This is a genomic window from Isoptericola croceus (assembly GCF_029382255.1).
Taxonomy (GTDB): domain Bacteria; phylum Actinomycetota; class Actinomycetes; order Actinomycetales; family Cellulomonadaceae; genus Isoptericola; species Isoptericola croceus.
On sequence record NZ_JARLLG010000009.1, the window covers coordinates 128,085 to 147,385 of the forward strand.

Annotated in this window: 24 protein-coding genes; 16 read left to right on the forward strand and 8 right to left on the reverse strand. The window is 72.5% G+C overall.

Annotated elements, in window-relative coordinates; translation table 11 throughout:
* Positions 1 to 27: 27 nt before the first annotated feature.
* The 3 genes from PZC42_RS22700 to PZC42_RS17250 form a co-directional block, all read right to left on the reverse strand.
* A complete protein-coding gene (locus tag PZC42_RS22700; protein WP_368860278.1) occupies positions 28 to 294 on the reverse strand; it encodes a lactococcin 972 family bacteriocin in 267 nt (88 codons plus the stop codon).
* 216 nt (positions 295 to 510) lie between these two features.
* A complete protein-coding gene (locus PZC42_RS17245; RefSeq protein ID WP_277212880.1) occupies positions 511 to 2,769 on the reverse strand; it encodes a RecQ family ATP-dependent DNA helicase in 2,259 nt (752 codons plus the stop codon).
* Between the two features lie 264 nt (positions 2,770 to 3,033).
* A complete protein-coding gene (locus tag PZC42_RS17250; protein WP_277212831.1) occupies positions 3,034 to 3,447 on the reverse strand; it encodes a hypothetical protein in 414 nt (137 codons plus the stop codon).
* 52 nt (positions 3,448 to 3,499) lie between these two features.
* Here PZC42_RS17250 and PZC42_RS17255 point away from each other — a divergent pair, with 52 nt between their 5' ends.
* The 7 genes from PZC42_RS17255 to PZC42_RS17285 are packed head-to-tail and all read left to right on the forward strand — an operon-like array spanning position 3,500 to position 8,532.
* Positions 3,500 to 3,970 carry a QcrA and Rieske domain-containing protein gene (locus PZC42_RS17255; protein WP_277212832.1) on the forward strand — a complete coding sequence of 157 codons (471 nt, stop codon included), beginning with the start codon at positions 3,500 to 3,502 and terminating at the stop codon, positions 3,968 to 3,970.
* 35 nt (positions 3,971 to 4,005) lie between these two features.
* Positions 4,006 to 5,136: a histidinol-phosphate transaminase gene (locus tag PZC42_RS17260; protein WP_277212833.1), complete on the forward strand. Its 1,131-nt coding sequence runs from the start codon at positions 4,006 to 4,008 to the stop codon at positions 5,134 to 5,136.
* Positions 5,136 to 5,738, forward strand: coding sequence for an imidazoleglycerol-phosphate dehydratase HisB (gene hisB, locus PZC42_RS17265; protein WP_277212834.1), 603 nt, complete (start codon positions 5,136 to 5,138; stop codon positions 5,736 to 5,738). The genes PZC42_RS17260 and hisB overlap by 1 nt, the downstream gene beginning before the upstream one ends.
* Before the next feature lie 4 nt (positions 5,739 to 5,742).
* The gene (locus PZC42_RS17270) at positions 5,743 to 6,282 is read left to right on the forward strand and encodes a hypothetical protein (protein WP_277212835.1); all 540 of its coding nucleotides are present in this window, start codon (positions 5,743 to 5,745) and stop codon (positions 6,280 to 6,282) included.
* Positions 6,279 to 7,019 (forward strand): imidazole glycerol phosphate synthase subunit HisH, encoded by a 741-nt coding sequence (gene hisH, locus PZC42_RS17275; protein ID WP_277212836.1) that lies wholly within the window; start codon positions 6,279 to 6,281, stop codon positions 7,017 to 7,019. The genes PZC42_RS17270 and hisH overlap by 4 nt, the downstream gene beginning before the upstream one ends.
* Before the next feature lie 47 nt (positions 7,020 to 7,066).
* Complete coding sequence (priA, locus tag PZC42_RS17280) at positions 7,067 to 7,798, forward strand: bifunctional 1-(5-phosphoribosyl)-5-((5-phosphoribosylamino)methylideneamino)imidazole-4-carboxamide isomerase/phosphoribosylanthranilate isomerase PriA (RefSeq protein WP_277212837.1); 732 nt, start codon at positions 7,067 to 7,069, stop codon at positions 7,796 to 7,798.
* On the forward strand, positions 7,795 to 8,532 hold the full coding sequence (locus tag PZC42_RS17285) for an SseB family protein (RefSeq protein WP_277212838.1): 738 nt from the start codon (positions 7,795 to 7,797) through the stop codon (positions 8,530 to 8,532). The genes priA and PZC42_RS17285 overlap by 4 nt, the downstream gene beginning before the upstream one ends.
* Before the next feature lie 10 nt (positions 8,533 to 8,542).
* Here PZC42_RS17285 and PZC42_RS17290 read toward each other — a convergent pair whose 3' ends face one another.
* From PZC42_RS17290 to PZC42_RS17310, 5 genes are all read right to left on the reverse strand, one after another.
* A complete protein-coding gene (locus PZC42_RS17290; protein WP_277212839.1) occupies positions 8,543 to 9,283 on the reverse strand; it encodes a S1C family serine protease in 741 nt (246 codons plus the stop codon).
* Positions 9,280 to 9,861, reverse strand: a complete 582-nt coding sequence (locus tag PZC42_RS17295; RefSeq protein ID WP_277212840.1) for a hypothetical protein — start codon at positions 9,859 to 9,861, stop codon at positions 9,280 to 9,282. The genes PZC42_RS17290 and PZC42_RS17295 overlap by 4 nt, the downstream gene beginning before the upstream one ends.
* Position 9,862: 1 nt before the next feature.
* Complete coding sequence (locus PZC42_RS17300) at positions 9,863 to 10,225, reverse strand: DUF1844 domain-containing protein (RefSeq protein WP_277212841.1); 363 nt, start codon at positions 10,223 to 10,225, stop codon at positions 9,863 to 9,865.
* Between the two features lie 115 nt (positions 10,226 to 10,340).
* Positions 10,341 to 11,789, reverse strand: coding sequence for a catalase (locus tag PZC42_RS17305; RefSeq protein ID WP_277212842.1), 1,449 nt, complete (start codon positions 11,787 to 11,789; stop codon positions 10,341 to 10,343).
* Positions 11,790 to 11,854: 65 nt separating this feature from the next.
* Positions 11,855 to 12,298, reverse strand: coding sequence for a Fur family transcriptional regulator (locus PZC42_RS17310; protein WP_277212843.1), 444 nt, complete (start codon positions 12,296 to 12,298; stop codon positions 11,855 to 11,857).
* 420 nt (positions 12,299 to 12,718) lie between these two features.
* Between PZC42_RS17310 and infC the strand changes: the two genes are divergently transcribed.
* The 9 genes from infC (at position 12,719) to PZC42_RS17355 (ending at position 19,281) form a co-directional block, all read left to right on the forward strand.
* Positions 12,719 to 13,387 (forward strand): translation initiation factor IF-3, encoded by a 669-nt coding sequence (gene infC / locus PZC42_RS17315; RefSeq protein ID WP_277212881.1) that lies wholly within the window; start codon positions 12,719 to 12,721, stop codon positions 13,385 to 13,387.
* Between the two features lie 100 nt (positions 13,388 to 13,487).
* On the forward strand, positions 13,488 to 13,682 hold the full coding sequence (rpmI, locus tag PZC42_RS17320) for a 50S ribosomal protein L35 (RefSeq protein WP_106267914.1): 195 nt from the start codon (positions 13,488 to 13,490) through the stop codon (positions 13,680 to 13,682).
* A gap of 62 nt (positions 13,683 to 13,744) precedes the next feature.
* Positions 13,745 to 14,128, forward strand: a complete 384-nt coding sequence (gene rplT / locus PZC42_RS17325; protein WP_106267912.1) for a 50S ribosomal protein L20 — start codon at positions 13,745 to 13,747, stop codon at positions 14,126 to 14,128.
* Positions 14,129 to 14,171: 43 nt separating this feature from the next.
* Entirely contained in the window at positions 14,172 to 15,047 is an 876-nt protein-coding gene (locus PZC42_RS17330; protein ID WP_277212844.1) for a TrmH family RNA methyltransferase, read from the forward strand.
* An 8-nt stretch (positions 15,048 to 15,055) separates the two neighbouring features.
* A complete protein-coding gene (locus PZC42_RS17335) occupies positions 15,056 to 15,700 on the forward strand; it encodes a 2'-5' RNA ligase family protein (RefSeq protein WP_277212845.1) in 645 nt (214 codons plus the stop codon).
* A gap of 89 nt (positions 15,701 to 15,789) precedes the next feature.
* Entirely contained in the window at positions 15,790 to 16,734 is a 945-nt protein-coding gene (locus PZC42_RS17340; RefSeq protein ID WP_277212846.1) for a metal ABC transporter substrate-binding protein, read from the forward strand.
* A complete protein-coding gene (locus PZC42_RS17345) occupies positions 16,731 to 17,474 on the forward strand; it encodes a metal ABC transporter ATP-binding protein (RefSeq protein WP_277212847.1) in 744 nt (247 codons plus the stop codon). Before PZC42_RS17340 ends, PZC42_RS17345 begins: the two co-directional genes overlap by 4 nt.
* Positions 17,471 to 18,388 (forward strand): metal ABC transporter permease, encoded by a 918-nt coding sequence (locus PZC42_RS17350; RefSeq protein ID WP_277212848.1) that lies wholly within the window; start codon positions 17,471 to 17,473, stop codon positions 18,386 to 18,388. Before PZC42_RS17345 ends, PZC42_RS17350 begins: the two co-directional genes overlap by 4 nt.
* Positions 18,385 to 19,281 carry a metal ABC transporter permease gene (locus PZC42_RS17355; RefSeq protein ID WP_277212849.1) on the forward strand — a complete coding sequence of 299 codons (897 nt, stop codon included), beginning with the start codon at positions 18,385 to 18,387 and terminating at the stop codon, positions 19,279 to 19,281. Before PZC42_RS17350 ends, PZC42_RS17355 begins: the two co-directional genes overlap by 4 nt.
* Positions 19,282 to 19,301: the final 20 nt, after the last annotated feature.

Below are 19,301 nucleotides of genomic sequence, written 5' to 3' on the forward strand. Positions count from 1 at the left end.
TCCGGGGTGGTTTGATCGGAAAGCGCCTCAGCAGAGCCGGTAGTAGGCCCGCGCAACTCCCGAACCGCTTCCATGTTTGGACACGGCAGTGGCGTAATAGCCGGCCGCCCTGCACGTGGATCGAACTAGTTGAGCGTCACCTCTACCCTTCGCGCTGGCACCATGCTTCTTCGTGTCGTGAAGGTACTCAGACTCGGTCGCCGAGGGGCCCATGTTGTACCACCAGTGCCCACCCTCGGGCGGGTAGACGGTGACGGCAAAGGCCGTCCCGGCTGTGGGAACAGCGAGCCCCATCGCGACCACGAGAGCGACGATTATGCGCGCCGAACGCTTTTCGGTTCGCCGTTCATCCTGCTTCGTTGCACAGACTTCTCCTTCGCGAGCTGTGGAAGGTTTCTCAGGAATCCGCGTATCAGCGCGGCGAGGAGAGCATCGCCAAGGGGGGACAAAAAGGACAACTTGGTGCGCGACGTGCGGCCGGGTTTTCCCACCTCCACCGGGCCAAGGCGGCTAGCGCACGCCCAGCACGAACGGGTGGACCGCTGCCGCTCCGGCCTGGCGCAGGAGCCTGGCCGCGACGGTGAGGGTCCACCCGGACTCGGTCCAGTCGTCCACGAGCAGGAGGCGGCGTCCGGGAAGCCCGGCGAGGGCGGCGTCGCCCAGCTCCAGTCGGAGCCGCTGCGCGACGCCGGCGAGGCGCATCGCCGAGTTCACGTCGTGCCGTCCCGGCTCCTCGGCGCCCGGTACCGGCCCGACGGCGCCGATCAACGGCACGCCCAGGTAGGACGCCAGCCCGTTCGCCAGGTGGTACGTCAGCCGGGGGCGGGTCACGGACCGCACCGCGACGACACCCTCGACGAGGAGTGGACGGTCCGGTCCGTCACTGCCGGCCCCGCCGTCGACTTCGTCGTCGTCCCCGCCCCCGGCCCGGATCGCGTCCCAGTCGTCCAGCACCCGCGCTGCCGCGGTGCGGAGCGCGGGCGGGGTCTCGCCGTCGGGCGTCGTGGGTGCGAACAGCTCGCGCACCGGCCCCGACCACCCGAGACCGTCGAAACGCGCCACCGCCCGGCCGGTCTCGGCGCGCTCCGCCTCGGGAATCTTGCCCTTGACGTCCAGGCCGAGGGTCGCCAGGCCGGAGGGCCACATCTTGCGGGGCTCGACCTCGACGCCCGGCCGGTCCATCTCGGAGCGGGCCTCGGCCACCGACTCGGTGGAGGGCGGCGGCGGGAGCGTGACGCCGCCGCAGCGGTCGCAGCGACCGCACGTCCAACCGTCCGGCAGCGCCGGGTCGTCGAGCTGTGCCCGCAGGAAACGCATCCGGCATCCGCCCGTGGCGACGTAGTCCAGCATGGCCTGGGCCTCCGTGCGGCGCGTCTCGGCGACCCGCTCGTACCGGGTCGCGTCGTAGACCCACTCGACCCCCGTGGCGACCCAGCCGCCCTTCACCCGCCGGACGGCCCCGTCGACGTCGAGCACCTTGAGCATCGCCTCGAGGCGGGAACGCTTGAGGTCGACGTACGTCTCGAGGGTCGCCGTCGACATCGTCTCGCCGGTCTGGGCGAGCGCGGCGAGCGTCGCACGCACCTGCGACTCGGCCGGGAAGGCCTGCGCGCCGAACCAGTCCCAGATCGCGCGGTCCTCGTGCCCGGGCAGCAGCACGACGACGGCGTCGTCCACACCACGGCCCGCACGGCCGACCTGCTGGTAGTACGCGATGGGCGACGACGGCGCCCCCATGTGCACGACGAACGCCAGGTCCGGCTTGTCGAAGCCCATGCCGAGCGCCGACGTCGCGACGAGGGCCTTGACCTGGTTCTCCTTGAGGTCCTCCTCGAGCTGGGCTCGCTGGGTGGGGTCGGTACGGCCGGTGTAGGCCGCCACCGCGAGCCCGGCGGAACGCAGCTGCGCGGCGACCTCCTCGGCGGCGGAGACCGTGAGGCAGTACACGATCCCGGACCCGTCGATCTCCTGCAGCGCCTCGACGAGCCATGCCACCCGGGTGGGCTGGTCCCCGAGCTCCAGCACCGCCAGGTGCAACGACTCGCGGTCGAGGGCACCACGCAGGACCAGCACGTCGTCGGTGGTCGCCAGGGCGCCGTCGGCGGTGGAGATCCCCTCGCCGTGGACCGCCATCTGCTCCGCGACGTCGCGCGTGACGCGCTCGTTGGCGGTGGCCGTCGTGGCGAGCACGGGGATGCCCGGCGGCAGGTCGGCCAGCAGGGTGCGGATGCGCCGGTAGTCCGGGCGGAAGTCGTGCCCCCAGTCGGAGATGCAGTGGGCCTCGTCCACCACGACGAGGCCGGCGTCGGCCGCCAGGCGGGGCAGCACCTCGTCGCGGAACGCCGGGTTGTTGAGGCGCTCGGGCGAGCACAGCAGCACGTCCACCTCGCCGGCGGCGATCTGGGCGTGCACCTGGTCCCACTCGGTGACGTTCGAGGAGTTGATCGTCACGGCGTGGATGCCCGCACGGGCGGCGGCCGCGATCTGGTCACGCATCAGGGCGAGCAGGGGGGAAACGATCACCGTCGGTCCGGCGCCGCGCGAGCGCAGCAGGCTGGTCGCCACGAAGTACACGGCGGACTTGCCCCACCCGGTGCGCTGCACGACCAGCGCGCGGCGGTGGAACGCCACCAGCGCCTCGATGGCGCTCCACTGGTCGTCGCGCAGCTCGGCGTCGTCCCGCCCGACGAGCGCCCGCAGCGCCTCGGTCGCCTGCTCGCGGAGCGTGCCACCCGCCCCGCCCGCGGTGTCCATCAGACCGCGCAGCATGGCGAGCTTGGCCCGCTTGGCAGCGTCCGCACGGTCGGTCGGCGCGGGTGCTGCGGCCGTCGCGGGGGCGAGCCTCGTGCCGTCCGGCAGTGCAGCGCCGTCCGGCGGTGGGGTGAGGTCGTCCTCGGGCGGGGGAGCGTCGTCGTCCGGTGGGACGTCGTCGTCGGTCCAGGTGGGTACGAGGTCGGCGTACGGGTCGTCCGAGGAGGTCACCCTGCGATCGTAGGGGGAGCGGGCGACACGCCGCCGCGGCCGTCCACAGCCTCAGTGCGCCTGCTCGCGGACCAGCGCCACGGTCGCCGCGACGACGGCGAGCAGCTCCGCGGCTGCGGCGATCAGCTCGTTCGGTCCCACCAGCTGCGACGAGACGCCCAGCAGGTCCGACGTGGCCGACGTGACGAACGCGAGCAAGGTCGCGGCCGCGAAGACGATGCTGCCCACCAGCGGCAGCCAGTGCCGCCAGGTCAGCAGCAGCACCGCCAGGACCACGCCGCCGACGGCGTTGACCAGGAACAGCGGCCCCACGATGTCGAGGTCGTCGTAGCCACGGGTCCACAGCACGAGGTGCACGAGGGCGGACACGAGCACACCGATGGCGGCGAGGGAGCGCCACACCCACGAGGGGCCGACGGCGGATCGGCCCCGGGGCGCTGGCACCGGGCCGGTGGGGGCGTCCATGATGGACATGCTGCCACCCGGCATGAGCTGCGTCACCACGAGGAGTCACTTCATGAGCGAGATCACCACCTCCCTGAGCGGGTCCACCGGCGCCGGGTGCTGCTCACGGCGGCAGGTGCTGCGGGGCGCGGGTGTCGCGGCCGGCGCAGTGGTCGGCGGCGGTGTGCTCGTGGCGTGCGCCGAGGGCACCGATCCTTCCCGTTCGGTCGACGACGTCGCCACGTCCGGTCCCGGCGAGGTGCTGGTCGCGCTCGCGGACGTGCCGGTCGGCGGAGCGGTGAGCGCCGAGGTGGCGGGAGTGCCGGTGCTCGTGACCCAGCCCACCGAGGGCGAGGTGCACGCCTTCAGCGCGGTCTGCACCCACCAGGGCTGCACCGTCACGCCCGGGGACGGGGTGCTCGAGTGCCCGTGCCACCGGTCGGTGTTCTCCCTGACCGACGCCTCGGTGGAGTCCGGCCCGGCGCCCGAGCCCCTCGGTGAGATCGCCGTCGAGATCTCCGGGAGTGACGTCGTCGTCTCCTGAGCGGACGTCCGTCCTGCCGCTCGTAGACTAGGGCGGTGACCACCCCCGACGCTCCGGCCCTGCCGCTGCGCCCCGAGCTCGCCGACGAGGTGCCCTACGGTGCCCCCCAGCTCGACGTGCCCGTGCGGCTCAACGTCAACGAGAACCCCTACGCGCCGTCCGAGGACGTCGTGGCGACCATCGCCGCGCACGTGGCGGAGGCGGCCCGCACGCTGAACCGCTACCCCGACCGCGACTTCACCGCGCTGCGCGCCGACCTGGCCGCGTACCTGGCCGTCGAGTCGGGCGTGCGCCTCGACCCGGCCCAGGTGTGGGCCGCCAACGGGTCGAACGAGGTCATGCTGCACCTCCTGCAGGCCTTCGGCGGGCCGGGCCGCACGGCGGTGTCCTTCGCGCCGACCTACTCCATGTACCCCGAGTACGCCCGCGACACCCACACCCGCTGGGTGACCGGACGCCGGGCCGAGGACTTCACGGTCGACACCGCGGCGGCGGTCGCCCTGATCGAGGCCGAGCAGCCGTCGGTGATCCTGCTCGCGAGCCCCAACAACCCCACCGGCACGGCGCTGGACATCGCGACGATCGAGGCGGTGCTGGACGCTGCGGCGCGGGTGCCGGCCGTCGTCGTGGTCGACGAGGCCTACGCCGAGTTCCGGCGGGCCGGGACACCGTCGGCCCTGGCGCTGCTCGACCGGTACCCGCACCTGGCCGTCACGCGCACGATGTCCAAGGCGTTCGCCGCGGCCGGGCTGCGGCTCGGCTACCTCGCGGCGTCGACCGACCTCGTCGACGCGCTGCGGGTGGTCCGGCTGCCCTACCACCTGTCCGCCGTCGCTCAGGCGACCGCCCGCGCGGCGCTGGCGCACCGCGACTCGCTGCTCGCCCAGGTGGCGGACCTGCGTGCGGAGCGCGACGCGCTCGTGGCATGGTTGCGTCGGCAGCAGGTCGGCGGACGCCCTCTGCGGGTGGCGCAGAGCGACGCGAACTTCGTCCTCTTCGGGACGTTCGACGATCGGCACGCCGTCTGGCAGGGGCTGCTGGACCGCGGCGTGCTCATCCGTGAGACCGGCCCCGAGGGCTGGCTGCGTGTCTCGGTGGGAACGCCCGGCGAGACGCAGGCGTTCAAGGACGCGTTGACCGACGTGATCGGCGAGAGGGAGAACTGATGGCTGACCGCACCGCGCGCGTGGAGCGTGCCACGAGCGAGTCGAGCGTCGTCGTCGAGCTGAACCTCGACGGCAGCGGTCGCACCGACATCTCGACCACCGTGCCGTTCTACGACCACATGCTCACGGCGCTCGGCAAGCACTCGCTGATCGACCTCACCGTCAAGGCGACGGGCGACACGCACATCGACGCCCACCACACCGTCGAGGACACGGCGATCGTGCTCGGCGAGGCCCTGCGGGCCGCGCTCGGTGACAAGCAGGGGATCTCCCGGTTCGGCGACGCGCTGGTCCCGCTCGACGAGGCGCTCGCCCAGGCCGTGGTCGACGTCTCCGGGCGCCCGTACCTGGTGCACTCCGGGGAGCCCGCCGGGCAGGAGTACCACCTGATCGGCGGTCACTTCACCGGCTCGCTCACCCGGCACGTGCTGGAGTCGATCGCCCACCACGCCGCCATCTGCCTCCACGTGCGCGTCCTGGCCGGCCGCGACCCGCACCACATCGTCGAGGCACAGTTCAAGGCCCTCGCCCGCGCGCTGCGGGCCGCCGTCGCCCGCGACCCTCGCGTCGAGGGCATCCCGTCCACGAAGGGTGCGCTGTAACCGCATGACCGCCGCTACTCCTGACCAGCCGGGCCACCCCGACCTGCCGCAGGTCCCCGACGACATCGAGATCCCCGATGACCTCTCGGGCCTGGGTGCGTCGCAGGACCCGGAGATCGCCGTGCTGATCACCCAGGTCGCCACCGCCGAGCCGCTCGCGGCAGCGTGCGTGCTCGCCGACGTCGAGGTCGATGCCGTGCCGACACCGGTCGGTGCGCTCGCCGTGCTGCGAGACCGGAGCGGCGACGCCCCGGAGCGAGCGGCCGCCACGGTCTCGCAGCTGGTCGCAGGTGTGCCGCTGATCCTCGTCACCCGGCACGGCGAGCAGCTGACCTGCCGCCGGTTCGCCGACGGCGCCGACGACGGCGAGCTTCCCGCCGGGCTCGTGCTCGGTGGGGCTCCCGAGGCGCTCGAGGACCTGCTGACCGGTCACGTGGCGCTCGCCGACCTCCCTGGCGTCGTCCCGTCGTCGGGCATCGGTCGGCTCAAGGCCGTGCGGATGCTCTCGCAGGTGGCGCGCAAGGGACGGAAGAAGAAGCGATGACGAACGCTCCCGACCTGCTGCCCGACGGCGGGGCCGCGGCGGAGCTCAACGCGCGGCCCGTGCCCTCCGGAGGTCCGGCCGACCGGCCTCGCGTGGTCGTGCTGGACTACGGTTTCGGCAACGTCCGGTCCGCCGTGCGGGCCCTGGAACGGGTCGGGGCCGACGTCGAGCTCACGGCCGACCGGCACGCCGCGGCGGAGGCAGACGGACTGGTGGTCCCTGGCGTCGGCGCGTTCGCCGCGTGCATGGAGGGCCTGCGGGCCGTCGGTGGGAACCAGCTCGTGGACCGCAGGCTGGCCGGCGGCCGACCGGTGCTCGGGGTCTGCGTCGGCATGCAGGTGATGTTCGGCGCGGGTGTCGAGCACGGTATCCGGGCGGACGGCCTGGGAGAGTGGGACGGCGTCGTCGAGCGGTTGGACGCGCCCGTGGTCCCACACATGGGCTGGTCCGGGGTCGAGGCCCCCGCGGGCTCGACCCTCTTCGCCGGGGTCGAGCAGGAGCGCTTCTACTTCGTGCACTCCTACGCCGCCCAGACCTTCACCCAGGGGCACGACGAGTCGGCCGACCCTCGTTACACGCCACCGCTCGTCACCTGGTCGTCCCACGGACCGACCGGGTCGGCGGTGCGCTTCGTCGCCGCGGTCGAGGACGGTCCGCTGTCCGCCACGCAGTTCCACCCCGAGAAGTCCGGCGATGCCGGCGCCACCCTGCTCGAGAACTGGGTGCGGTCGCTGTGACGCGTCCCGGCCACCCCGAACACTCATCACGACTGGAGACCTGACGCATGACCGAACGCCTCGTGCTGCTGCCCGCCGTCGACGTCGCCGACGGCCAGGCCGTCCGCCTCGTCCAGGGGGAGGCCGGCTCGGAGACCTCGTACGGCGACCCGCGCGCCGCCGCCCTCGACTGGCAGGCCGGGGGTGCGGAGTGGATCCACCTGGTGGACCTGGACGCCGCGTTCGGCCGCGGTTCCAACGCCGAGCTGCTGGCGAGCGTCGTGGGGGAGGTCGACGTCCAGGTCGAGATCTCCGGCGGCATCCGCGACGACGCCTCGCTCGAGCGGGCTCTCGCGACCGGCGCCCGGCGCGTCAACATCGGCACCGCGGCGCTGGAGGACCCGGAGTGGACGGCGCGCGTCATCGCCGAGCACGGTGACAAGGTCGCCGTCGGGCTCGACGTCCGCGGCACGACGCTGGCCGCCCGGGGCTGGACGCAGGAGGGCGGAGACCTCTGGGAGGTCCTGGCACGCCTGGACGACGCGGGCTGCTCGCGGTACGTGGTGACCGACGTCACCAAGGACGGCACGCTGCGCGGACCCAACGTGGAGCTGCTGCGCCAGGTGGCCGCGCGGACCCCTGCCAAGGTGGTCGCCTCCGGCGGGATCTCCTCCCTGGCGGACCTCCAGGCGCTCCGCGCCCTGACCGGCGACGGGGTGGAGGGTGCGGTCGTGGGCAAGGCGCTCTACGCCGGCGCCTTCACGCTGCCCGAGGCGCTCGACGTCGCGGGAAGGCCATGAAGTCCATCCAGCCCACGAGCCAGTTCGCCGGCGACGACGGCTCGGCGGACGCCGAGCTGACACGTCGGCTCGACGGTCTGCGAGCCGGGACGACACCGCTGCGTGACGTCGTCGCGCGGCTCGCGGAGACGCGGGTCCTCGTGCCGGTGCTGGCCGAGGTGGAGGCGACCGGGACCGTCACCCGTGACGGCACCGAGCACACGGTCGACAAGGAGGCCTCCTCGGGCGTCGTGGCGCTGGAGTCCGCGGACGGGCGGCGCGCGCTGCCCGTCTTCACCTCGGTGGCCTCGATGCAGGCCTGGCGCACCGACGCCCGTCCCGTGCCGGTCGAGGCGGCCCGGGCGGCGCTGTCGGCCGTCAACGAGAAGTGGTCCCTGCTGGTGGTCGACCCGGCCGGCCCGGTCACCGCGCTCGTCCCGCGTCCCGCTGTCTGGGCGCTGGCCCAGGGGGTCGAGTGGCGGCCCGCCCTGGTGCCCACGGCCGACGGCATGGTGGTCGACCCGGAGGTGGCCCGTGCCGTCGGGGACGCCGCCGCGCCGGTGCAGCACGTCGTCCGTGCCTCGGCCGAGCCGGGGCGCACGGCAGAGGTCGCGGTCGTCCTGGCGCTGGACCCGGGGTTGGACCGGGCGGGCCTCGACGCTGTGCTCGGCCAGGTGAACGCCCGGCTGGCGGCGGCCAAGGTGGTCGCGGACCGCGTGGACTCGCTCGAGCTGCGCATCGCCGCGGCGCGCTGACGCCGCTCGGTCAGCAGGGCGGGAGCTCGGTGAACGACGACGTGTCGTCGAGCATCTCGCGCAGCGTCGACTGCGGCACGAGCAGCGACCGCCCGTCCGTCGTCTTCGCGTAGACGACGCCGATGACCTCGCCGTCGTCGTCCAGGGCCGCCGAGCCGGACGACCCGGGCTCGACGGCCGCGTCCGTGACCAGCACCTCCCCGAGGTTCTCGTGGAGGGGGTCCCTGGTCGTGCCGATGACCTGCCCGACGGTCACGGTCAGGCGGCCGCCCGCCGGGTAGCCCACGACCGTCACGTCGTCACCCTGCTCGGGGTCCTCGTCGGCGATCTGCGGGAACGAGGGCAAGGGGTCCTCGGTGCGGACGACGGCGAGGTCGGCCAGCGCCGCCGTGCTCGCCGCCGACACGTCCAGGTCTCGTCCGTCGTAGGTGCTGACCTGCAGGGACTCGGAGTCCGCGACGACGTGGCGGTTGGTGATGAGGGTGTGCTCGTCGACGGCGAACCCGGACCCGGTCGACAGGGCGCTGCAGCCGACGTTGCGGATGCGCACCGCCATCCGCTGCACGGCGTCGAAGCCGTCAGGGGAGAGCTGGTCGGACCCGTCGGCCGCCAACGTGGGAGGCGCGACGGACGGCACGACGTCCCGGGGGACCGGCGGCGGCATCTCGGGGAGCACCGAGCACGAGCCGGCGACGACCGCGGCAGCGGTGAGGGCCGCGAAGCGCGTCGCGCGTCGCGCACCGGGCCTCACTGCGCGAGCTCCTGCTGGAGCCGGGTGTTCGCGTCGTTGGCCTCGTCGCAGAGCGCCTCGACGTCGGAGGCGAACCGCTCGAGGTCCTCCGGGTCGTAGGCCTCGCGGTCCTCGAGGTACCCGATGAGCTGGGACTGCGCGGCCGTGCACTGCCCCAGCGCGGTGGCGACCACCCCGGCTGCCTCGCTGACACGCCGCTGGTAGTCGAGGTACTGCTGGCTGGCGACGTTCTCGTCACCGAGCTGAGCCTTCTCGTCCGCGAGGTCGGTGATCCGGGCGGTGGCGGTGTCGAGCTGTTCGCGGGCGGCGACGAGCTCGGCCGTGACCCCGTCGAGCTCTGCCTGGAGCGACGCGACGTCCTCCGCGTAGCCGTGGGCCTCGGCCTCCCACTGCGCGGCGTGGTCCTCCCAGGCCGACGTCGTCCGCCACAGGTAGCCGGCTGCGACGAGCGCGCCGACCAGCAGGACGGCGAGCACGACGGCGGTGACGTGCGCAGCCCGCCCACGCGGGCGGGTGCGTCGTTGCGGGACAGGAGCGACCTCCGGCGCCGGCTCCCACGGAACCGAGGGCTGGGACATGTCAGACGACGGAGCCCGTGTACTTCTCACCTGGTCCCTCGCCGGGCTCGTCCGGGATGATCGAGGCCTCCCGGAAGGCGAGCTGGAGCGAACGCAGGCCGTCCCGCAGGGACCGCGCGTGCTGGTTGCCGATGTCGGGGGCGGACGCGGTCACCAGCGCGGCGAGCGCGGTGATCAGCTTGCGCGCCTCGTCGAGGTCGAGGTGCTCGGCGGAGTCCTCCTCGGCGAGGCCGCACTTGACGGCGGCGGCGCTCATGAGGTGCACGGCGGCGGTCGTGATGACCTCGACGGCGGCGACGTCGGCGATGTCGCGGGTCGCCGCTTCAGCGCCCTGGGCGGCACCGGGATCGGTGATGTGGCTCATGGGGTCCATCTTGGCACCTTCGAGGGCAGGAACGGCCCGAGGCCGGAGCCGCACGCGGCGGCCCCGGCCTCGGGTGGGAGGGTCGCCGGTCAGGACCGGCGCCGCGGGACGTCCGTCAGGACGCGACCTCGGTGCGCAGCTTGGCACCCAGCTCGGCGTCCACGCTCGTCCAGTACTGGAAGAACCGCTCGCGGATCCCGTCGACGGTGATCGCCTTCCCCTGGCCGGTGAGGGTCTCCAGGAAGCGCGCGCGGGCCGCGTCGTCGAAGACCTCGCGGTACAGGGTGCCCGCCTGGCCGAAGTCGTCGTCCTCGGAGTGGAGGCTGTACGCCGCCCGCATCAGCTCGCCGTCCGTCTCCCACGTCGCCTCGGTGCCGCGGGCCGGGTCGGCGGACGGGCCGCCGAACGAGTTCGGCGTGTAGACGGGGTGCTCGGGGCCGTTGAAGTGGTACTGCATCGGGCCCTCGTGCATGTAGTTGCTCACGGAGGCGGCGTGCGGCTGGTTCACCGGCAGCTGGTTGAAGTTCGCGCCGATGCGGTGGCGGTGCGCGTCGTTGTAGGCGAACACGCGGGCCATGAGCATCTTGTCGGGCGAGATGCCGGTGCCCGGCACCTGGTTGCCCGGCGAGAAGGCGGCCTGCTCGATCTCGGCGAAGAAGTTCCGGGGGTTGCGGTTCAGCGTGAAGGTCCCGACCTTGATCAGCGGGTAGTCCGCGTGCGGCCAGACCTTCGTCATGTCGAACGGGTTGAACCGGTACGTCTTGGCGTCCTCGTACGGCATCACCTGGACCTTGACGTCCCACGAGGGGTGGTCGCCGCGCTCGATCGCCTCGTAGAGGTCGCGACGGTAGTAGTCCGCGTCCTCTCCGGCGATGCGCTCCGCGTCCTCGGCGGACATGTTCTCGACGCCCTGCTGGGAGATGAAGTGGTACTGCACCCAGAACCGCTCGCCCGCGGCGTTGACCCACAGGTAGGTGTGCGACCCGTAGCCGTTGAGGTGGCGCCAGGACGTCGACAGGCCACGGTCGCCCATGAGGTAGGTGACCTGGTGCGCCGACTCCGGCGACTGGGTCCAGAAGTCCCACTGCATGTCGGCGTCCCGCAGGCCGGACGCGCCGAGCCGCTTCTGCGAGTGGATGAAGTCGGGGAACTTCATCGCGTCGCGCAGGAAGAACACCGGCGTGTTGTTGCCGACGATGTCGAGGTTGCCCTCGGTGGTGTAGAACCGCAGGGCGAATCCGCGCACGTCACGCCAGGTGTCGGGGGACCCCTGCTCGCCGGCCACGGAGGAGAACCGCAGGACGGTCTCGGCCTTGGCTCCGGGCTGGAACACGGCGGCGCTGGTGTACTGCGACACGTCCTCGGTGACCTCGAACTCGCCGAAGGCGCCGCCGCCCTTGGCGTGCGGGTTGCGCTCGGGGACGCGCTCGCGGTTGAAGGAGGCGAGCTTCTCGACCAGATAGCGGTCGTGGAGCACGGTGGGTCCGTCGGACCCGACGGTCAGCGAGTACTGGTCGCTGGCGACCGGGGTGCCGGTCTGCGTGGTCGTGAAGGGTGTCGTCACGGGTGGCGTCCTCTCTCAGGGCTTTCAGGGGCTTTCAGGGGCTTGCAGGGGTTCTTCAGGGGGTGTCAGGGGCCGTTGGCGCACTCGGGGCACAGGCCCCAGAAGGTCACCTCGGCGAGGTCGACGGCGAAGCCGTGGGTTTCGCTCGGTGTCAGGCACGGGGAGTGGCCGACGGCGCAGTCGACGTCGGCGACCAGGCCGCAACCACGGCACACGATGTGGTGGTGGTTGTCGCCGACGCGGCGCTCGTACCGGGCGGGGTGCCCGGCGGGCTCCATGCGGCGCAGCAGCCCTGCCGTGGCGAGGGCGTGCAAGGAGTCGTAGACGGCCTGCACCGACACGGCGCCGAGGTCGGCGCGCACGGCGCGGACGACGTCGTCGGCGGTCGAGTGCTCGTGACCGTCGAGGGCGCGCAGCACGGCGAGCCGGACGCCGGTCACTCGCAGGCCGGCGCCACGGAGGAGCTCGTGCTCCGGTGGTGCCGGGACGGCGGCGACGGCGTGGGCCATGCCTGCAGCCTACGGCGTTCTCTGGAATGATTCCAGTATCGAAGCGTGACGCACACGACATCATGGGCTGCGGTCGAGGGCTCGCCGGCCCCCGGTGGTCCCGTGCTAGTCTCATGTGTTGACCGACCCGTCCGCGCTGCGGCCGGGTGCAGCAAAGTGGAGATCATCCCACCCGAGCACCGACGAGCGCCGCACCGTGAGGGCAGCGCCGACAGGGGCCGGGTCCGGTCGGACGGCTTCTGTCGTCCTGCCCCGGTTGTCGGCGCCCAGCGTCCGGCGTCACCGGACCGATGGCCTCCACCTGTTCGCTCAGGTCGGGGGCCTTCCCTCGTTCCTGGCGGTCTTACGACGACTTCTAGGAGCATCACCATCAGCGAGCCTCGCATCAACGACCGGATCCGCGTCCCCGAGGTCCGGCTCATCGGCCCGGGCGGGGAACAGGTCGGCGTGGTCGCCACAGGGGTCGCCCTCAAGCTGGCGCAGGACGCCGACCTCGACCTCGTCGAGGTGGCGCCGGAGGCCCGGCCCCCCGTGGCCAAGCTCATGGACTTCGGCAAGTTCAAGTACGAGTCCGACATGAAGGCGCGCGAGGCGCGTCGCAAGCAGGCGAACACGCTCCTCAAGGAGATCCGGTTCCGCCTCAAGATCGACCCGCACGACTACGCCACCAAGAAGGGCCACGTCGAGCGCTTCCTCTCGGCCGGCGACAAGGTCAAGGTCATGATCATGTTCCGTGGTCGTGAGCAGTCTCGCCCCGAGATGGGTGTGCGTCTGCTGCAGCGGCTCGCGGACGACGTGGCCGAGCTCGGCTTCGTCGAGTCCATGCCGAAGCAGGACGGTCGCAACATGACCATGGTGCTCGGGCCGGTCAAGAAGAAGGCCGACGCCAAGAGCGAGCAGCGCAAGCGCTCCGCGGAGGTCAACGCTCAGCGCAAGACCAAGTCCGAGGTCAAGGCAGAGGCTCGTGCCCGCGCCGCCACGGAGGAGGCGCCCGCCGCGCCGGCCGAGGAGGCCGTCCCGGCGCCGGAGCAGGACGAGTCGACGCCGGCACCCCGGCCCGGCCCCAAGCCGAGCCCGCAGTCCAGCTGAGGCTCGACAGACCACCTGACACCGGGCCGGCGCACCGGCCGCGGTCAGCATCACGTCCCCGCCTTCGGGTGGGTGACCGACACGAGGAGAGACGGCAGTCATGCCGAAGAACAAGACGCACTCCGGCTCCAAGAAGCGCTTCCGGGTGACCGGCAAGGGCAAGCTCATGCGCGAGCAGACGAACGCTCGCCACTACCTCGAGCACAAGTCGAGCCGCCGCACGCGTCGGCTCGCCGTGGACCAGGACGTCGCACCCGCTGACGTCAAGCGAATCAAGAAGCTGCTCGGCAAGTGAGCCACGCCGGCGGACGATCCCGCCGGTAGCCATCTTCCGACCCGAACTGCAAGGAGCATCACGTGGCACGCGTGAAGCGGGCGGTCAACGCCCACAAGAAGCGCCGTACGACCCTCGAGCGCGCCAGCGGCTACCGCGGCCAGCGCTCGCGCCTGTACCGGAAGGCCAAGGAGCAGGTCACCCACTCCTTCGTCTACTCGTACCGCGACCGGAAGGCCAAGAAGGGCGACTTCCGCAAGCTGTGGATCCAGCGCATCAACGCTGCGTCCCGTGCGCAGGGGATGACCTACAACCGCTTCGTCCAGGGCCTCAAGGCCGCGGGCGTCGAGGTCGACCGCCGCATGCTCGCTGAGCTCGCGGTCAACGACATCGCAGCGTTCAACGCGCTGGTCCAGGTCGCGAAGGACGCCCTCCCCACGGACGTCAACGCGCCCAAGGCCGCCTGAGCCTGCGTCGCAACACCCGGACGCCCGGACAGCCCACCTGCCGATGCCTCGCATCCCCGACGTGACGCTCGCCAACCCGCGAGCGGCGCGCGTGAAGCAGGTCAGGGCCCTGTCCGGGCGTCCTGCGCGTTCCGCGCACGGCCAGCTGCTCGTCGAGGGTCCGCAGAGCGTGCGGGAGGCGGTGCGGTACGCACCGGCCGCCGTGCGGGACCTGTACCTGACCGAGGCCGCCGCTCGCCGCTATACCGAGATCCTCGACGCTGCCCAGACGGCCGGCCTGTACGTGCACGTCGGCACGCCCGAGGTGCTGACGGCCATGAGCCCGGACGCTCAGGGCGTGCTCGCCGTCGTGCGGGCGGAGCGGCCGACGCTGGCTGCCGAGCTCGCCGTGCTCGCAGCCACGGGTGACGGGCGCCGTCGTGCGCTGCTGATCGCGGTTCTGGCGACGGTCCGCGACCCCGGGAACGCCGGCACGGTGATCCGCGCGGCCGATGCCGCCGGTGCCGACCTCGTCGTCCTCGCCGGCGACAGCGTCGACGTGCACAACCCCAAGGCCGTGCGCTCGACGGCCGGCTCGCTCTTCCATCTGCCGGTCGTGTCCGGTGTGTCGCTCGGCGACACGGTCGACGCCGTCCGCGCGGCCGGGTGCACCGTGCTCGCTGCGGACGGCGCGGGCGACCATGATCTCGATGATCTTCTGGACGTCGCCGGTCCCACGGCCGGCCGGCCGGCGGGCATGCCGGACCTGGCGGCGTCGACGGCCTGGATCCTCGGCAACGAGGCGTGGGGTCTGCCCGAGGCCGACCGTGCGCTCGCCGACGCCGTGGTCCGCGTGCCGATCCGTGGCCGTGCCGAGTCGCTCAACCTCGCTACGGCAGCCACCGTGTGCCTGTACGCGTCGAGCCGCGCCCAGCGCTGACCGTGTCCGTGCGACTCTTCACCGCGGTCTATCCGTCCGTCGAGGCGTCTGACCACCTCGACCTGGCGCTCGACGGGGTCGGGGGAGCGTTGGCAGTGGGCCGTCCCGACCCGGCCGCCGGGTTGAGGTGGGTGCCGCGCGAGCAGCGCCACGTCACGCTCGCCTTCCACGGTGAGGTGCCCGACGGCGCGGTGAGCGGCTACGTCGACGTGTTGCGTGCGGCGCTGGTGCCCGTCGGCGTGTTCGACCTGGCGTTGGCCGGCAGCGGTTGGTTCTCCGGTCGCACCTGGTGGGTGGGCGTCAGCGGCGAGGTCGAACGGCTGCGGGCCGTCGCCGCGCTCGTGGCCGGAGCCTCCGTCGAGTCGGGCATCGGTGCCGCCACCCGAGCGTCCGGGCGTCCTCATCTCACGGTCGCGCGCGCCTCTGTCGCGCGCCGGGCCCCAGGAGCACCGGGGCGGCGTGGGCGGGTGTCGCCGGAGCCGTCGCCGTGGCAGCGGAGCTCCCGGGCGCTGGCGGTCTACCGCGGACCGGCCTGGTCCGTGACGACGGTGCGCGTCGTGTCCTCGCGGCTCGGTGCAGGCCCGTCGGGCGGCCCGCTGCACACCGTGGTCGCGGAGGTGCCGCTGAGGTCCGGGGAGCTCGCCGCACCCTGAGCAGACACCCGGCACGTCGTGCGTACGGACGTGCTACCTTGAGATTTCGGATAGCCGAAAAGATGGATGCGGATATGGGAGGTCGATCGGTGCGCGGTAGGTACAGGGCACGCACGGCGTGCGGTGTCGGGGTCGGGATGCTGGTGGCCGCCGCGGCGGCCTGCGCTCCTGCCGGGGCGGACGGCTCGTCCGAGGACCTCACGGTCTACGCCACGACCGGCTACCTGGCCGACGTCGTGGCGAACGTCGCTCCCGACGCCACGGTGACCACGATGGTCGGACCGGGCGGTGACCCGCACACGTTCCAGCCTTCCACGGGGGACATCGTGCGGCTCCGCGAAGCCGACCTCGTCCTGTGGAACGGGCTGCACCTCGAGGCGCAGATGATCGACCAGCTCGAGAGCCTCGACTCCCAGCTCGCCGTGGGCGACCACCTGCCCGCGGACCTGCTGCTGTCCTGGCCCGAGCAGGGACCGGACGACGAACCGCTGCACGACCCGCACATCTGGAACAGCCCGCAGGCCTGGACCGCCGTCGTCGCCCTCGTCGCCGACGAGCTCGCGCAGCTCGACCCCGACCGGGCCGAGGAGTACCAGCAGCGTGCGCAGACGTACATCGCCGAGATCGACGAGGCGAGCGAGCACGCGGCCGAGCTGCTCGCCGACGTCCCTGAGCCGCGCATCCTGGTGACGGGGCACGACGCCTTCGCCTACTTCGGCCAGGCCTACGGCCTGGACGTCCGTGCGACCGACTTCCTGTCCACCGAGGCGAGGCTCAGTGCGACCGAGCTCAGCGCCCTCGCCCGCATGGTGGCCACCGAGCAGGTCCCGGCGGTCTTCCGCGACAACCAGGCCAGCCCGCAGGCGATCACGAGCCTGGTCGAGGCGGTCGAGGCGCTGGGTGGTGACGTCGTCGTCGCCGACGCGGAGCTCTACGCCGACAGCCTCGGCGCCGAGCCCGGTGTCGACACCTATCTGGGAGTCGTGGAGCACAACGCGCGCACCGTCGCCGAGGCGCTGAGGCGAGCCCCGTGACCGAGGCCGCCTGCCGGGTCTCCGGGCTGAGCGTCGTCTACCGCACCGACGCCGTGCTCGTCGACGTCGACCTGACCGTGCCGGTGGGCGCGGTGATGGGGGTGGTCGGACCCAACGGAGCCGGCAAGTCCACCCTCGTCAAGGCCATGCTCGGCCTGGTCCGCCCACTGACCGGCACGGTGGAGTTCTTCGGCCGGTCGCTGGGCGAGGTGCGGGCACGCGTCGGCTACGTCCCCCAGTCGAGCGCGATCGAGGCGGACTTCCCGATCACGGTGCACGACGCGGTGCTCACCGGTACCTACGGGGAGCTCGGGTGGTGGGGTCGGCCACGGCGCGCCGAGCACCACCGCGCGGACCAGGCGCTGGACCGGGTAGGCCTGGTCGAGCTCGGCCGACGGCCCATCGGCGAGCTCTCCGGTGGTCAGCGTCAGCGGGTGCTCCTTGCCCGCGCGCTCGTGCAGGATCCGGCCCTGTTCGTCCTGGACGAACCGTTCCAGGGGGTCGACGCGCACAGTCAACGAGCGATCGCCGACGTGCTGGAGGAGCTGCGGTCCGACGGCCGGACCGTGCTCGCGGTCCATCACGACCTCGCCACGGTCCAGGAGCACTGCGACCATGTCACGCTGCTCAACCGACACGTGATCGCCAGCGGCCCGCGGGCCGAGGTCTTCACCCGCGACGCCGTCCGCACGACCTACGGGGCCGCGACGAGCGACGAGTTCGGCGGGCTGCCGGCATGACCGTGCTCGACCTGTTCACGGACCACACCTACCGGACCGTCATCGCCGGGACGAGCCTGGTCGGGCTGGTCGCCGGAGCCTGGGGAGTCTTCGCCTACCTGCGTAAGCAGTCGCTCATCAGCGACGTCGTCGCCCATGCGGCGCTCCCCGGCACCCTGGTGGCCTTCCTCGTGGCCGTCGGCCTCGGGCTGGACGGTCGCGCGATGCCCGCACTGGTCGTCGGTGCCGTCGTGTCCGGAGTCCTGGCCGTGGCGGCGACCCACGCGATCATCCGGTGCTCCCGGGTGCGTGCCGACGCGGCGATGGCCGTGGTCCTCACGACGTTCTTCGGCGCCGGCATGCTGCTGCTGCGTCACATCACCGACGGGCCGTACCCCGGCAAGGGCGGGATCCAGGGGTACCTGTTCGGCGACGCCTCGACCCTGACGCTCGCTGACCTGCGCGCGATCCTCGTGGTCTGCGGTGCGGCGCTGCTGGTGCTGGTGCTGTGCTTCAAGGAGATCTCCCACCGTGCCTTCGACGCCGAGCACAGCGCGATCGGAGGCCGCGACGGGCGGCTGGTCGACGCCGTGACCTTCGCGACGATCGCCGTGGCGACCGTGATCGGGATCAAGGCCGTCGGACTGGTCCTGATGGTGGCCTTCGTCATCACACCACCGGCTGCCGCACGGCAGTGGACCAGGTCCGTACGGTCCATGACCGTGCTCAGCGCCACCTTCGGGGCCATGAGCAGCGGTATCGGTGCCGCCTTGTCGATCGTGTGGGCGCTACCGACCGGCCCGGTCGTGGTCCTGGTGCTCTTCGTGATCCTCGTCGTCTCGCTCGTCGCGGCCCCGCGGCGCAGCATCGTGGTCCGGGCGCTCGCTCGCCGGCGCGCCCGGCGCGCGCTGCGCGAGTCGCTGGTGGCGGCATGAGCTTCGTCGTCGGTGCCGGGCTGCTGGCCGTGGTCACCGCGGTGGCCTGTGCCCTGCCGGGGATGTTCGTGGTCCTGCGCCGCGACTCGATGCTCGTGGACGCCATGAGCCACGCGGTGCTGCCCGGCATCGTGGTGGGGTACCTGATCACGCACGACCTGCGCTCGCCCGTGCTGGTGATCGGTGCTGCCGTGGCCGGGCTCCTCGTCGTGCTCGGCAGCGAGCACCTCGCCCGGACGGGACTGCTGACCGGTGACGCGCCTCAGGGCCTCGTCTTCCCCGCGTTGTTCAGCATCGGCGTGGTCCTGGTCTCGACCCGGGCGACGAACGTGCACCTGGACACGCACGCGGTGCTCGTGGGTGACCTCAACCTGGCCGCGTTCGAGCACCTGAGCGTGAGCGGGGTCTCGATCGGCCCGCGCTACCTGTACGTCATGCTGGCCGTGCTGCTCCTCGTCGTGGTCTTCCTCGCCGCGACCTGGCCCCGGCTGGTAGCCAGCACCTTCGACGCCCCGCACGCGACGCTGCTCGGTCTGCGGGCCCCGACGCTCGGGACCGCTCTGATGTTCCTGGTCGCGGTCACCGTCACCGCCGGCTTCCACGCCGCCGGCGCCGTCCTGGTGGTCGCCCTGGTCGTCGTGCCGGGGGCGACGGCGCTGCTGCTCGCGAGGTCGGTGTCGGGGATGCTCGTCTGGACGGTCGTGGTGGCTGTCGCGGGAGCCGTGGCCGGCTTCGTCGTCGCCTACCTGACGGATGCGCCGACGTCGGCGGCGATGGCGGTGCTCTACGGAGCCGTGTTCGCCGTCGTGCTCGCCGTCGTGCGTGGCCGTGGACGACGGCAGGGCGGAGCGCGAGGACGTCTGCGCGCACTCGTCGCGACGGGCCACGACTAGACTGGCGGGCGCCGCTCTCA

Bases quoted from the DNA above. Each gene is read 5' to 3' on its own strand.
- PZC42_RS17255 (WP_277212832.1), top strand. From the start codon at position 3,500: ATGAGCGAGATCACCACCTCCCTGAGCGGGTCCACCGGCGCCGGGTGC.
- priA (WP_277212837.1), top strand. From the start codon at position 7,067: ATGACCGAACGCCTCGTGCTGCTGCCCGCCGTCGACGTCGCCGACGGC.
- PZC42_RS22700 (WP_368860278.1), bottom strand. From the start codon at position 294: ATGGGGCTCGCTGTTCCCACAGCCGGGACGGCCTTTGCCGTCACCGTC.
- PZC42_RS17355 (WP_277212849.1), top strand. From the start codon at position 18,385: ATGAGCTTCGTCGTCGGTGCCGGGCTGCTGGCCGTGGTCACCGCGGTG.
- PZC42_RS17310 (WP_277212843.1), bottom strand. From the start codon at position 12,298: ATGGCCCACGCCGTCGCCGCCGTCCCGGCACCACCGGAGCACGAGCTC.
- PZC42_RS17250 (WP_277212831.1), bottom strand. From the start codon at position 3,447: ATGGACGCCCCCACCGGCCCGGTGCCAGCGCCCCGGGGCCGATCCGCC.
- hisH (WP_277212836.1), top strand. From the start codon at position 6,279: ATGACGAACGCTCCCGACCTGCTGCCCGACGGCGGGGCCGCGGCGGAG.
- PZC42_RS17245 (WP_277212880.1), bottom strand. From the start codon at position 2,769: ATGCTGCGCGGTCTGATGGACACCGCGGGCGGGGCGGGTGGCACGCTC.
- PZC42_RS17350 (WP_277212848.1), top strand. From the start codon at position 17,471: ATGACCGTGCTCGACCTGTTCACGGACCACACCTACCGGACCGTCATC.
- rpmI (WP_106267914.1), top strand. From the start codon at position 13,488: ATGCCGAAGAACAAGACGCACTCCGGCTCCAAGAAGCGCTTCCGGGTG.
- PZC42_RS17270 (WP_277212835.1), top strand. From the start codon at position 5,743: ATGACCGCCGCTACTCCTGACCAGCCGGGCCACCCCGACCTGCCGCAG.
- hisB (WP_277212834.1), top strand. From the start codon at position 5,136: ATGGCTGACCGCACCGCGCGCGTGGAGCGTGCCACGAGCGAGTCGAGC.
- PZC42_RS17295 (WP_277212840.1), bottom strand. From the start codon at position 9,861: ATGTCCCAGCCCTCGGTTCCGTGGGAGCCGGCGCCGGAGGTCGCTCCT.
- PZC42_RS17300 (WP_277212841.1), bottom strand. From the start codon at position 10,225: ATGAGCCACATCACCGATCCCGGTGCCGCCCAGGGCGCTGAAGCGGCG.
- PZC42_RS17330 (WP_277212844.1), top strand. From the start codon at position 14,172: ATGCCTCGCATCCCCGACGTGACGCTCGCCAACCCGCGAGCGGCGCGC.
- PZC42_RS17285 (WP_277212838.1), top strand. From the start codon at position 7,795: ATGAAGTCCATCCAGCCCACGAGCCAGTTCGCCGGCGACGACGGCTCG.